The organism is Bifidobacterium cuniculi (assembly GCF_000741575.1).
In the GTDB taxonomy this organism is placed as follows: domain Bacteria; phylum Actinomycetota; class Actinomycetes; order Actinomycetales; family Bifidobacteriaceae; genus Bifidobacterium; species Bifidobacterium cuniculi.
This window is the reverse complement of the sequence record NZ_JGYV01000010.1, coordinates 12,751-24,939: the sequence shown is the minus strand read 5'-3', so window position 1 is coordinate 24,939 and position 12,189 is coordinate 12,751. Positions and strand designations below refer to the sequence as shown.

General features: G+C 69.0%; 12 protein-coding genes. 7 read left to right on the top strand and 5 right to left on the bottom strand.

What is annotated here, in order from left to right:
- Window positions 1-30 precede the first annotated feature (30 nt).
- The 4 genes from BCUN_RS11435 to BCUN_RS11430 all read right to left on the bottom strand — a co-directional run bounded on the left by BCUN_RS11435 (window position 31) and on the right by BCUN_RS11430 (window position 3,525).
- Window positions 31-954 carry a hypothetical protein gene (locus BCUN_RS11435; protein WP_051920878.1) on the bottom strand — a complete coding sequence of 308 codons (924 nt, stop codon included), beginning with the start codon at window positions 952-954 and terminating at the stop codon, window positions 31-33.
- Between the two features lie 65 nt (window positions 955-1,019).
- Complete coding sequence (locus tag BCUN_RS06365; protein ID WP_033518188.1) at window positions 1,020-2,231, bottom strand: aggregation-promoting factor C-terminal-like domain-containing protein; 1,212 nt, start codon at window positions 2,229-2,231, stop codon at window positions 1,020-1,022.
- Window positions 2,228-3,202 (bottom strand): hypothetical protein, encoded by a 975-nt coding sequence (locus tag BCUN_RS12620; RefSeq protein WP_033518190.1) that lies wholly within the window; start codon window positions 3,200-3,202, stop codon window positions 2,228-2,230. Before BCUN_RS12620 ends, BCUN_RS06365 begins: the two co-directional genes overlap by 4 nt.
- Window positions 3,196-3,525 carry a hypothetical protein gene (locus BCUN_RS11430; RefSeq protein ID WP_051920877.1) on the bottom strand — a complete coding sequence of 110 codons (330 nt, stop codon included), beginning with the start codon at window positions 3,523-3,525 and terminating at the stop codon, window positions 3,196-3,198. Before BCUN_RS11430 ends, BCUN_RS12620 begins: the two co-directional genes overlap by 7 nt.
- Before the next feature lie 143 nt (window positions 3,526-3,668).
- Here BCUN_RS11430 and BCUN_RS06350 point away from each other — a divergent pair, with 143 nt between their 5' ends.
- The 7 genes from BCUN_RS06350 to BCUN_RS06325 all read left to right on the top strand — a co-directional run bounded on the left by BCUN_RS06350 (window position 3,669) and on the right by BCUN_RS06325 (window position 10,843).
- A complete protein-coding gene (locus BCUN_RS06350) occupies window positions 3,669-3,938 on the top strand; it encodes a hypothetical protein (RefSeq protein ID WP_033518192.1) in 270 nt (89 codons plus the stop codon).
- A gap of 70 nt (window positions 3,939-4,008) precedes the next feature.
- Window positions 4,009-6,225, top strand: coding sequence for a type IA DNA topoisomerase (locus tag BCUN_RS06345; RefSeq protein WP_081895587.1), 2,217 nt, complete (start codon window positions 4,009-4,011; stop codon window positions 6,223-6,225).
- Window positions 6,222-6,701 carry a ribbon-helix-helix domain-containing protein gene (locus BCUN_RS06340; RefSeq protein WP_033518194.1) on the top strand — a complete coding sequence of 160 codons (480 nt, stop codon included), beginning with the start codon at window positions 6,222-6,224 and terminating at the stop codon, window positions 6,699-6,701. Before BCUN_RS06345 ends, BCUN_RS06340 begins: the two co-directional genes overlap by 4 nt.
- Before the next feature lie 494 nt (window positions 6,702-7,195).
- Entirely contained in the window at window positions 7,196-7,588 is a 393-nt protein-coding gene (gene mobC / locus BCUN_RS12290) for a plasmid mobilization relaxosome protein MobC (RefSeq protein ID WP_052122932.1), read from the top strand.
- Between the two features lie 380 nt (window positions 7,589-7,968).
- Window positions 7,969-8,127 carry a hypothetical protein gene (locus BCUN_RS12285; RefSeq protein WP_156100134.1) on the top strand — a complete coding sequence of 53 codons (159 nt, stop codon included), beginning with the start codon at window positions 7,969-7,971 and terminating at the stop codon, window positions 8,125-8,127.
- Window positions 8,128-8,510: 383 nt separating this feature from the next.
- Window positions 8,511-9,365, top strand: a complete 855-nt coding sequence (locus BCUN_RS06330; RefSeq protein WP_238552343.1) for a Fic family protein — start codon at window positions 8,511-8,513, stop codon at window positions 9,363-9,365.
- A 110-nt stretch (window positions 9,366-9,475) separates the two neighbouring features.
- On the top strand, window positions 9,476-10,843 hold the full coding sequence (locus BCUN_RS06325) for a relaxase/mobilization nuclease domain-containing protein (RefSeq protein ID WP_152598171.1): 1,368 nt from the start codon (window positions 9,476-9,478) through the stop codon (window positions 10,841-10,843).
- 144 nt (window positions 10,844-10,987) lie between these two features.
- Here BCUN_RS06325 and BCUN_RS06320 read toward each other — a convergent pair whose 3' ends face one another.
- Window positions 10,988-12,097 (bottom strand): hypothetical protein, encoded by a 1,110-nt coding sequence (locus BCUN_RS06320; RefSeq protein WP_156100133.1) that lies wholly within the window; start codon window positions 12,095-12,097, stop codon window positions 10,988-10,990.
- Between the last annotated feature and the right edge of the window lie 92 nt (window positions 12,098-12,189).

Here is a 12,189-nt window from a genome sequence, read left to right as displayed (position 1 = left end):
TGTCAAGGCGCCACCTCGGTCGGGTGTCGGTCAGCGGGTCGCGTCGTGCGCGGGCGGGACGGCCGCGGCCATGCCGGGGTCGGGGATGGTGTAGTGCTCGCCGCGCATGATGTCGATGCCGTCGTGCCATCCGTAGTCCGCGAACATGTCGTCCGCCGGCGTGCGCGGCGGGGCGGGCGCGGCGGCTCGTTGGCCCTGTCCGGCCTTGACGGCGCAGCACAGGTCCCAGGGGTCGTCGATGCGCATGGTCTCGCGTTGCGGGCCGCGGCCGCGGTACAGGTCGACGGGCTTGTCGGGCCGGAAGCTGATCGTGACGGGCCCTCCGTTGGCCTTGTCCGCGCTGCTGCGCCGGTCGGCGAACGCGCTGAGCCGCCATCCGCCCAGGTCGACGTCCTGCAGGCGCACGCCTTCGGGGATGGTCACGCCCATCATGTCCCAACGCCGCCCGTCGCGGCCCGTGTGCGTGTATGGGTGCACGGCCGCGTTGGGGAAGTCGGCGCGCGGCCAGCGCGGCCGCCTTTGCCCGGCGCGTGCGGCCGGTCCGGCCGGCGCCGGCGTGCGGGCGCTTCCCGCGTCGTCCTGCCTGGCGATGGTGTGCGGCGCGTCCGGCAGCGTCGCCTCGTCCGCGTCGATCAGGCGCGCGTCGATGACGCGGCCCGGCAGCCGGTAGTTGACGGACAGGGGCCCGTCGAGGCCGCCGGGGGCGGGTACGAGCCCGGTCCATGCGCGCACGATGCGGTCGGAGTCGGGCAGGGTCATGCGCAGGTAGCGGATGCGGCGCGCCGTCTCCCCGATGAGCAGGTTCACGCCGCCGTCGGGGCGGCGCGTCGCCACGCATACGCCGTCGCGCACCCTGTCGCCGTATCGGACCGTGTAGCGTGCCAGCCGTTCGTCCCGTCCGTTGATGACGTGGTCCATGGCGAACGGCGGCCAGATGTCCTCGAGCGTGTCCATGGCGCCTCCTTCGCGTGCCGTGCCGTCCAGTATGGGCCGTGCGCGCGAGGGGGTCGGCCCACGCGTCAGTACCAGTTGTGCGAGAGCCACCATTGCTTGGCGCCGGTGGGCGTCTTGTAGCGCTGCTCGATGTATTCGAGCCCCCAGGCGATCTGCGTGGCGGCGTTGTCGCTCCAGTCGTCGCCTTTGGTGGCCATCTTGTCGCCGGGCAGCGATTGGGGGATGCCGTATGCCCCCGATGAGCGGTTCTCGGCGTCCCAGCGCCATCCCGACTCGTGTTCCCACACCCATTCGAGCGCCTCGTATTCCTTCTGCGTGTCCCAATGCGTGTAGTGCTCCTTGAGCATCTTCATGGCGATCGCCTTCGCCTGGTCGGGTGTGGCGTGCCTGCCGTCGCCCTTGTAGTCGGCGAGTTCGATCTGCGCGCCGGACGTGTCCGCCGGGGCGGCGGCGGTCGACGAGCATGTCCAGGCGGCCTCGATCTGCGGGTCGGGCGTCCTGGAGCGCGGGTCGCGCGTCGTGGCGGCCGTCGCGGGCCCGGACGCCGTCTTCGTGCCCGTGCCGGCCGTCTTCGTGTCCGCGCCGTCCGTCTTCGTCGTCTTGTCGTGCTTGGAGGCGGACGACGTCTTGTCGGGCAGGATGTAGACGGCGCCGCCGTTGATGGGCAGCACGCGGCTGGTGGCGATGGGGCCCTTCACGTTCATCTCGCTGATGAGCACGCTGCCGGCCTTGGAGTCGACCGCCTCGACGACGGCGACGTGTCCGTAGGTACGGTCCGCGCCTTGCACGCCGGGAGGGTAGCTGACCAGGGCGCCGGCGACGGGTTGGTCGCTGGTGGTGCGGTATCCGGCGGCGCGCCCGGAGGCGGCCCAGTCGCCGCCGTTGCCCCAGTAGGAACCGACGTCGATGCCGAGCCGGCGGCCGCGCATGCATGCCCACCAGGTGCATTGCCCGTCCGCGTATCGCGAGCATACGGACTCGTCGGTGCCGCCGTTGTATCGGTTCATCGTCTCGGTGGTGGTCATGTTCTCCCATGCGTCGCCGCCGGTGGCGTCCCTGAGCGTGCCGAGCGTGCCCGTGCCCGCGGCGGGGTTGGCCGCGTTCGCCGCGGCGACGACGACGGCGGGGGCGGATTGCGTCGTGTCCGCGTATTTGCAGCCCTGCATGACGTCGATGACGCTGCGCACGCTGCATCCGGGCATGGCCGCCGTCATGCACGCGACGGCGAGCAGCGCGCATGCGCGCCGCGCCCGGGCACGGGCCGCGGGGCGCGTCACGCGCCCTCCCCCACGTACCAGTACGGCGTCTGGCCGCCGACGCTCACGTCGATGGTCCTGCATGGGTGCTGCCGGGTGCCGAACCCGGTGCCGCCCGCCGATCTGACGACCTCGCCGTCGCCGATGCGAGCCGGGTCGGTCTCGTCGCCGTCGAGGTCGGTGACGACGTGCCGCCAGTCGTCGGTGCGCGCCGGGCAGTACACGGTGATGTGCCATGGGCCGTCGTCCATGGGGATGACGACCGTGTCGTACTGGCGGGCGAGGATCTCCTGCGGGTCGGTGCGTGAGTCGTAGGAGAACCCCGCGGGCACGGCGAAGCGGGTCTCGCCTTTCTGGTAGCGGCCGGCGGCGCCGAGCGCGCCGTGGTCGTCGCCCTGGTATTCTCCCGCTTTGCAGTAGCTCGTCCACGAGCGCATGATGCGGATGTCCCCGGTGCACAGCGTGTCGGGGTCGAAGCGGCGGTCGAGCGCCCAATGGCGGGGGAAGTTGGGCAGCGCGTAGGTCACGCCGGCGCCGTCGGCGCCCATGGTGTCGGCGACGCGCGCCGCCCAGGTCTTGTCGTCCGTCGTGGCGTCGAGCAGCGCGTCCATGGTGGCCAGGGCCGCGTCGACGGCTCCGGTGCCCGCCGGCATCCTGGCCGTCTTCGCCTTGCCGTCCGTTTTCGCCAGCTTGTCCGTGAGGGCTCCGTCGCGCACGAGCTGGACGGTGTATTCCGGACGGCTCCATTCGCCCGGCGTGGGGATGCCCGCGGCGCGCAGCCCCTTCCATGCGTCCCCTTCGCTCCCGGCGTCTCCGTCTCGCGCCGCGGCGCGGCCGGTCTCGTCGGTCGCCGGCTGCGCGTCGGTGCGCCCGTGGTGGGTGACGATGGCGCCGAACGCGCATACGAGGATGACGGCGACGGCCCAGACGGCCAGCCGTCTCATGCGGCCCCATGCGCGCACGCGGGGCTCCTTGGCGCGGCGGTTCACCATGGGTGCGCCTCCTGCCCGGGCTGCCCGTCCGCGGACACGCCGTCGGCGCCGTCCCCGTGCGTGTCCTCGTGGTCGTCGTCGTGGTCGTCGTCGGCGATCCTGGCGCGCACGATGCGTGCGGCCTCGTCGAGTTCGGCGGCGGTGTTGCCCCGGTCGCGCGCCTCGGCGCGCGCCTGGTCGCGGCGTTGCTTGGCCGCTGCCAGGTCGAGTTCGGCCGTGTGCACCGCGAGGAGCGCGTCGACGTAGTCGCCCAGCGCGTTCTCGCGTGCGGCGCGTTTGCCGCGGATCTCGCCGAGCACGGCGCGTTTCGTGTTTGCTGTCACGTCTTCCTCCTTGTCGTGTGGTCGTCGCCGTCCAGTATGGGCCGTGCGCGCGCGGGGCGCGGACCACGTGGTCCGCGCCGCGGGGGCGCCGGGGCGATGATGGGACGGTCCTCAATCGACGACAGAACGGATCGGAGACGGTTATGGAGTTCATCAATATGGTGTGGCGGGCCACGCTCAATCTGGGCGTGTGGCAGGTGCCGGTCACGCTGGCGGCGTTCGTCGCCGGCGGGGCGTGCATGATCGTGGCGCGACGGCTGGCGCGTCCGACGATCGACGAGACGGGCATGGGCACGGCGGTCAAGACCGCCGTCATGGCCCTGGCCTGGATCGTGGGCGTGCTGCTGTGCCTGTACGCGCTGGTGTGCGTGGCCGCGGTCTTCTGGCCGCTGTTCACGGGCGCGGCCGTCTGACGGGAGCGCGCGGGGGTCGGGCGTGCGCGTCCGGCCTTTTTTCATTGGCCTTCGTGCGAAAGGAGAACACATGACGAAGGTGGTCATTGCGGAGAAGCGCAGTGTGGCGCGGGCGGTCGCCGCGGCGCTTGGCGGCGGCGTCGAGCGTGCCGGGGGCATCGAGTGCGGCGACGTCGTGGTGACGTGGGCCGCGGGGCATCTGGTGGACCTCGCCGAGCCCGGCGACTATCCGGGTCGCGGCTGGGGGCGGTGGAGCATGGAGTCGCTGCCGATCGACCCAGGCGAATGGCGGTGGCGCGTGGAAGGCGGTGAGGCCCGCGCGCGTCTGGACGCGATCCGCGCGGCCGTCGGGCGCGACGGCGTGGACGTGCTCGTCAACGCGTGCGATCCGGACCGTGAGGGCGAGGCGATCTTCGACCGGATCGTGCGGTATCTGGGCGTGCGCCTGCCGGTGCTGCGCCTGTGGGTGGCGAGTCTCGAGGAGGACGCGATCCGCGCGGCCTGGGAGACGATGCGTCCCGGTGTGGAGTACCGGGGGCTGCGCGACGCGGCGGACATCCGCGCGAAGGCCGATTGGCTGATCGGCATGAACGCGTCGCGCGCGTACGGTCTGGTGCATGACGCGCGTGTGAGCGTCGGGCGCGTGCAGACGCCCACGCTCGCCATGGTCGTCGGACGCGACGGTGAGGTCGAGTCGCACAGGCCGGTCCCGTTCTGGCAGGCCGTCGCGCCGATGGGAGGGTTCACGTTCATGTCCGGGCGCGAACAGGACCAGGCGCGTGCGCGTCTCGCCGCGGACCTCGCGGCGCGCGGGCTGGCGGTCACGAAGGTGGAGCGGCGCGAGGTCCATGACCGGCCGCCGCGCCTGTACGACCTGACGGGGCTGCAGAAGGACATGAACCGGATGCACCGGATGAGCGCGGCGCGCACGCTCGCCGCGCTGCAGGGCCTGTACGAGGCGGGGCTCGCGACGTACCCGCGCACCGATTCGCGCTTCATCACGCACGACGACCTGCCCACGCTCGAGGCGTTGCTCGCCTGCGCGCCGCTCGCCGACGTGTACGCGCCCGCGGCGCGCGGCATGCGCATGCGCCCCGAGCTGACGGTCTCGGACGGCCGGGTCGCGGGTCATACGGCGATCCTGCCGACGGCCCGCGCGGCGCACGCGGACCCCGCCCGTCTGGACGAGGACGGGCGTCTCGTGCTCACGCGTGTGGTGCGCCGCATGTTCGAGGCGGTCGGCGACGACCGCGTCCGCATGCTCGTGCACGCCCATGCGCGCGCCGGACACGGGACGGACGTGTTCGGGTTCGACGCGTCGAGCGACGAGACGCTGCAGGCGGGATGGAGCGTCGTCGAACCGCCCCGCGCCGACACCGACGCCGACACCGACACCGACGGCGATGATGCGCGGCGCGTGGCGCGCGAGCGGATCCCGGCGAACCTGCGCGAGGGCGTCACGCTCGCCCCGGTCGGGCCGACCGGCGTACACGAGGGACGCACGTCGCCGCCGAAACGGTTCACGGAGGCGACGCTGCTGGCGGCGATGGAGCATGCGAGCAGGTTCGTCGACGATCCGGGCCTGAAGGCCGCGCTCGACGACGACACGTCGCATTCGGGGGGCATCGGCACGCCGGCGACGCGCGCGGACGTGATCGAGAAGCTGCTGCGCTGCGGATACCTGGAGCGGCGGCGAGGCGGCGCGCTGGTGTCGACGCAGGCGGGACGCGACCTGGTGCGCGTCGTGGACGCCCGGCTCAGGGACGTCGCGTTGACCGCCGACATGGAGCAGGCGCTGGCGCAGGTCGAACGCGGCGGCGCGGACCCGGCCGAGGTGATGGAGGCGTTCCGCGCGTGGGCGGTCGAGATACCGTCGCTGGCGGCCGAGTCCCGCGACGTGGGCGTCACGCTCGCCCGGCAGTGGGGCCCGTGCCCCCGGTGCGGCGCGCCGGTCGTCGAACGCGGCGGCGTGTGGACGTGCTCGACGAACCGCTCCGAACGCGACGGGGACGGGTCGTGGCGCGACGTCGAGGGATGCGGGTGGCGGCTGTGGCCGACGCTGTGCGGCGTGAGGCTGACCGACGCGAACGTGCGCCGCCTGCTCGCCGGCGGGCAGGTGGCGCGCAAGGGGTTCACGTCCAAAAGGACGGGACGCCGGTTCGACGCGAAGGTCGCGATCGACGCGCGGCGCGGCGCGCGCCTCGTGTTCGACGACGAGCCGCGTGCGCGTGGAGGCGCGCACGCGCCGGGAGCGAACCGCACCCAGACGCCGGAAGGAGAGGAATGATGCTCCGCTACCCCCATCGCGTCACCGTCGTCATGGACACGGACACATGGAACGCGATCGACGAGACGTGCAGGCGCCTGGGCGTGAGCAAGTCGCACTTCCTGCGCTTCTGCGTGCTGCCGGCCAGCGTCCGGTTCATGGACGCGTCCGACGACTTCATCCCCGCCCATCCCCCGCACGCCTGGTCCGACGAGCACGTCACGCGCGGCGAGACCCGCTGCGTGTCGCTCACGCTCAGCGACGAGATGATGGAGGTCGCCCGCCGCGTCGCGTCCAAGGCCCGCAGCTCGCTGCCCCAGGTCATGCGCGACCAGGCCGCCCTCGCGCTCGACGCGCTGCGCGACGACCCGACCCTGCGCATCCCGGCCCTCAAGGAACTCGAGGCCAGCGCGCGCGACCTGCTCGACGCGCTGCACGCCCCCGCCGCACCGGACCGGCCGACCCCGCCACCTCCTCAAAGCACACAGAAAGCATGAAACATGGGCACGTAATTCAACAATTCTGCAACTAGTCTATAATCAGTATCTAACCATTATTGTTATATTATATGACAACTGTATAACTACAATATAACTATTATATAACCATTGTAGTTATACAGTTCATGAACAGAGCATACATACGAAGGGCAGCAAGCTATACGGATTGTGTACACAATCCGTATCTCCCCCTTGCGCCGCCCGACGGCGGCGCAAGGAACGAACCCGAGTGCCGAAGGCCTGGCGCGCGACGGGCGCGCGGGAATCCGACGCCGCCCGGCGGCGGCGGGGACGGCGCACCGGTCCCCGGGCGCGCCATCCCCGGAAAACCGGGGGCCGGCATCCGGGAAAACGGGACGGCGCACGGCGGAAAACACGGGCCGGCCTCCCGGAAAACGGCGCCCAGCCCACGGCGGGATCAGCGCATGCCCACGCCGAAAACCAAGGACGCCCCCCTCCGCGCACGGAGGGGGCGTGCCGCCAAGGAGCGGATGATGACACGCAGAAAACAACGCCGCCAGGACGGCACGACACGGGACAGGCAGATGCACCTGCGCGCATCCGACGAGGACATCCGCATGATGCGCCGCGTCTCCGAACGCATGGGCATGACGGTCGCCCACGCCACCGTGACGCTGTTCCGCCGGGCCGAGGGCGTCCAGGAACGCGACCGTGAGGAACGCGAATCGCCGCAGGTGCGCGAACTGAAGGCGATCCGCACGCAGATCTGGAGGATCGGCCACAACATCAACCAGATCGCGCGCAACACGAACCGGGACATGAACGCCACGCAAGCCGACGAGGCGGCCGCCGTGAACGCGGTGCGCGACTGCCAAAAACTGCTGGCGCAGGCCGACGAAATCATCCGTCGCATGCATGAATGAAAAGAGAATCCCGTCGGGGATGAACCATAAGAACAAGAGAAAGCAACCACCGTCGCAATCTCCGAAGAGAATGCGACGGCCGGCCGCAGACCAATGAGATGCCGAAAAGATAAAACATCTCACCGAACCGGGAATCCAACGGAATGAAGCTTCAAATGCGGGCCTGCAATTTTTCCGAAGTGAACCGATTCCCGATCCGACACACCCAGTATAGCGCATACGGGAGAGGGACGAGACTCCGGATTTCCACGACACCCTGCGCATCCCGCTATCATGGTCATGCCGCTGATGCACGACCGATTCCCCTGAACCGGGAATCAAAATGCATCTGCGACCGACCGGGCCAACCGGTCCGGCCGCAGACCAATCAGGAGGCCACCATGGCTTCACGAAAAGAACCAGGTCCGGCAAAGGACGACACCATCACGATCATCGCTCTGGTTGTGTTTGCCTCGTACGCAGACAAGAACTGGATCACGGTGCTGCTCTTCACGATCGTCATCGGCGATCAACTGAGGAGGTGGTTCACCAGCCGCTGACCTGAAAACCGGGCGCGGCCCTCATCAAATCGGGCCGCGCCTCCCCCTGACGCCGGCCGACTGCACGAGCGGGGATCCACCGAAGAAGATGCCCCGCGCCGCCACGGGAACGGCACCCGGAGAAGGGACGCGCCTCCCAATCCGGCGGTCCAGCCGGACGCATGCTTGACGCCGTGGCCGGCGATGACGGATCCGGCCGCCTGCGCCGCCGCCGGCGGACCATACGCGCATCCGGTGCGGCCGGGGCGCCCCGGAACGGGGCCTCGCGCATGGAGAGACGGACGGCCCTTCACCGTCTACAATGGGCGCCGACGGCGAGAAAGGAGCACGCCATGCCCAATCCGGCGCTCACGAGCAGAATCGAAAACCTGCCAGAGGAACTCATGCCGATACAGTCCCGAAAGGACGTGCGGGACATGCTCGACCGCGCCGATGCGGGCGGCGCACGCCTGAACGACCTTCAAGGACTCGATGGCGTGGGGGAATCCGCGCTTGACGGCTACAGGCGCGAATGGCTTGGCCGATACGTCTACGATTCCAACGCGATCGAGGGTTCAACCCTTAGCCTGGCGGACACCGAACTCATCCTCGAAGGCGAATTCGTCCCCCTCGACGGGCCCGCACGCTACATCTTCGCCGCCAAGGGCGTCGCCGACGGCATGGACTGCGTACGCCGTTGGGCCATGGAAGGCCGCCGCGTGGACATCGACCTGATCCGCACCATACACGCGATGACCGTCCTGGACGTGCGACCCGTCATGCGTGGAGCCTTCCGCCCCTATGGCTATACGGCACGTATCGTCGGCGCCCGGATCAAGACCGCCGACGCGTTGGAGATATGGGACGATCTCGAAAAACTCATCGCCTCCACCCGGCGCTCGGACGCGCATCCGATTCTGAAGACCGCCGCCTTCCACATGCTGTTCGAGAACGTGCACCCCTTCGCTGACGGCAACGGACGCACCGGCAGGCAACTGCTCAATCTCATGCTCATGGAATCCGGCTACCAGCCGATAGGCATCGAACATGACGCCGGACGCGCCTACGGACGCTCATTGGAGCGATGGCAGGCGTACGACGACGCCGCGCCGTTCCTCTCGCTGATCACGGACTGCATCAGCCAGGAACAGGGGAACATCGCCGCGATCATCGAAGGCATCAGATACGGCGAGCCGTCACGGGCCGCGGACACGGGCGCGACGATGCGCCCGGAAAACGGAAGCGCCACCATGCGATGAACGGCCGGGCGCGGCGCATGAGAAACGGGGCGCGCCCGGCCGACGGCGGGCGGCGGCGCGGCCGCGCGCGTGGGACGCGGGACCCGTGCAGGAGGGCGATGATGGTGCGCATGATCCCCAACATCAGGCGCGGCAGCAACCCCGCCGGACTCATCCGCTACCTGTTCGGCCCCGGCAGGAAGAACGAGCACCGCGACCAGCATCTGGTAGGCGCCAGCGGCGACATGCTCGACATGTTCGATCTGTCCGGCCGGCCCACGGCCACCTATGAACGGGTCGGCCGTCTCTTCGACCGCCGCTACCAGCGCCTGTGCCGCGACGGCAGGAGCTGCCCGCCCGACCGCAGCCCGGGCGGCAAGTACAACCCCGAACGGGAGGACGGCAAGGACCGGGTCTGGCACTGCTCCCTGTCCATCCCCGCCGCGCACGGCGCGCTTTCGGACGCCCAATGGGAGAAGATCGTCGTCGACTACCTCACGCGGATGGGCATCATCGACGGGCCGGACGACGAGGCCGCCAGCTGGATCGCCGTGCGCCACGGGTTGAGCGCCAACGGCAACGACCACGTGCACATCGTCGTCCAGCTCGCCCGTGACGACGGATGGATCAACCCGTACGAGGACTGGAAGCGCGCGCAACGCGCATGCCGCCACCTCGAGAAAACGGACGCGAACCTCGAACAAATCACGCGGCGCCGCCCGCTCGACGACGTGTCCTACCAGTACGCGCAATGGCGCCGATGGGCCGAATGGAAGGCCCGCTACGACTGGATCGAGGAACACGGCGTCCCTTGGGACGACCTCGACGAGGACGGGCGCGAGCGGATGATCCGCGCATGGGACGCGCAGCCCGAACCCGTGCGACGGCGCAGGATCAACTACATCGCCGCCTCGACGATGCCGCGCATGCACGTCGCGCGCCTCGTCGAGGCGTGCGCCATCGCCAGCGACACCGAGGACGAGTTCATCCGCCGCGTGCGGCGCGAAGGCCTGCAGATCGACCCGTTCCTCAGGAAAGGAACCGGCCGGGACGACTTCCGCTCCCCCGGCCAGGTCACCGGATACCGCATCACCTGGCGCAGCTCGAACGGCTGGACCGAACGGTTCAACACCAAGGACCTCGGCGACGGGTTCCGCCTCAAGACCCTGCGCGCGCACTGGAGGCACGACCCGCACGAGGACGCCCTCGCCGTGCTCGAGTGGAAGGCCGCCATGGAGAACAGGCCGCCCGCCATCGAGGACGGGGCGGAGAAACACCCCGAGAACCTCAGCGTCCACGACCTGCAGACGATGATCGACACCGCGTTCCGGCAGGCCATGCGCATGCGCGACGCCGACCCGGACGAACTGCGCGGGATCATCCTCGACGGCATCCGCGCGTTCGACCGGATGCGCGACCGATACGGCGCCCCGCCCTCCATAATCGACGGGGCGCCCATACGCCTGCCCGGCACGGACACGGCGGGAAGAAAGAGCTGAGCAAACCGGTCCCTGGCCGGCGGTTTCGATATGGCACGGCGTCCGGGCCCCGCCATCGTACGGCCGGCCAAAGCCCGGAGACAACCCGCGCCTGCCGTGTTCGCGTCGTGCATTGACTTGGGGCCGGCGTGCGGTGCCGTGTGGCTAGCGGGGGCGATTCCCCGGCTTCTTCATATGGTTCTGCACCTCGGCGATGGAGCGTTTGATCGAGTCGAGCTCATTCTGATACCGCCTGAGACGATACGAAAGTATGGCGGGGAACATCAGGCGGCAGGCCCAACATCCACGGCCCTTGTCAAGACGCCACGAGCAGATCGACGGCACAGCGAACAGGGACGCCGAAAGGACCGAGAGGGCCCATATGGCCCACCGCCGCCAGCCCGTCGCCAACATGGCCGGCAATGCGGCCAGCGCCAGCACGAACAGCACAGTCACGCCGGACAGCGTGAAGGACGCCTTGTTATGCGTCTCATCCCATGAGAAGGAGATCTCCAAGGTGAAGAAGGCAAGGATCAACAGCGTGGGGAAAATGAGAAAGGCGGCGACCGACCCTGCCGACCACTCGCCTCCATGCCGCAGCTGGTGGAGGCCCATCGCATTCGTACCCCACTGTATCGCCGTCACCAGAAGGAATATGAGCACGACCATCGACCATGCGGTCCTTCGGCTCCGTGGGGGCTGCGCCGCGATCCTCCTTTCATACTGGCCCCTCTTCTTCATGACGCGGCGCCTCCGCGCCTGCAACATGGATTTGGCCTGGGCGTAGATCTCGCGGTCCGCGACGGTCACGCAGAATCTCCCCAGGCCGTATGACAGGGCCAACGATCCGGCCAGCGCCAGGGAACCGGCGAACAAATGAAGCTTCTGACACATCGATGGAATCAGGAACGCGACGACCGTGCAGGAGGCGACGGCACACCAATAGGAGAACCGTCCGAGCTGATGGAAGGATCTTGCCTTGCCATCGAACAGGGCCACGCCGACGGCCAATGTCGCCAGCAGCGAATACATAGAGAGCAGCACCGAGAAGGGATCTTCCGCGGTGCATGGATAGACTTCCTCAACCGCGCGCACCCACGATTCCCACGCTTCGGCGCCGACCGGCCCCGGTCTGCCAAGGATCCATCGCAGCAACGCCAGATAAGGAGGGAGGACGAAGGCCATGGACATGAACGCCAACTGGCTTCCCCAGCGGTATACCTGCAGACTCCCATGCTTCATACGTGAATATCCACGGGCTTTCCTCTTGCTCATCCGTCATCCTTTCCACCGGGCCCGCCGCCGTCCCATCCATCACGGTCCGGTATACGTAAATTTCTATTTTTGTAGTAAATTCAGTATACTCT

Bases quoted from the DNA above. Each gene is read 5' to 3' on its own strand.
- BCUN_RS12285 (WP_156100134.1), top strand. From the start codon at position 7,969: ATGGCTTCACGAAAAGAACCAGGTCCGGCAAAGGACGACACCATCACG.
- BCUN_RS06350 (WP_033518192.1), top strand. From the start codon at position 3,669: ATGGAGTTCATCAATATGGTGTGGCGGGCCACGCTCAATCTGGGCGTG.
- BCUN_RS06320 (WP_156100133.1), bottom strand. From the start codon at position 12,097: ATGAGCAAGAGGAAAGCCCGTGGATATTCACGTATGAAGCATGGGAGT.
- BCUN_RS06325 (WP_152598171.1), top strand. From the start codon at position 9,476: ATGATCCCCAACATCAGGCGCGGCAGCAACCCCGCCGGACTCATCCGC.
- BCUN_RS11435 (WP_051920878.1), bottom strand. From the start codon at position 954: ATGGACACGCTCGAGGACATCTGGCCGCCGTTCGCCATGGACCACGTC.
- mobC (WP_052122932.1), top strand. From the start codon at position 7,196: ATGATGACACGCAGAAAACAACGCCGCCAGGACGGCACGACACGGGAC.
- BCUN_RS06345 (WP_081895587.1), top strand. From the start codon at position 4,009: ATGACGAAGGTGGTCATTGCGGAGAAGCGCAGTGTGGCGCGGGCGGTC.
- BCUN_RS06340 (WP_033518194.1), top strand. From the start codon at position 6,222: ATGATGCTCCGCTACCCCCATCGCGTCACCGTCGTCATGGACACGGAC.
- BCUN_RS12620 (WP_033518190.1), bottom strand. From the start codon at position 3,202: ATGGTGAACCGCCGCGCCAAGGAGCCCCGCGTGCGCGCATGGGGCCGC.
- BCUN_RS06330 (WP_238552343.1), top strand. From the start codon at position 8,511: ATGCCGATACAGTCCCGAAAGGACGTGCGGGACATGCTCGACCGCGCC.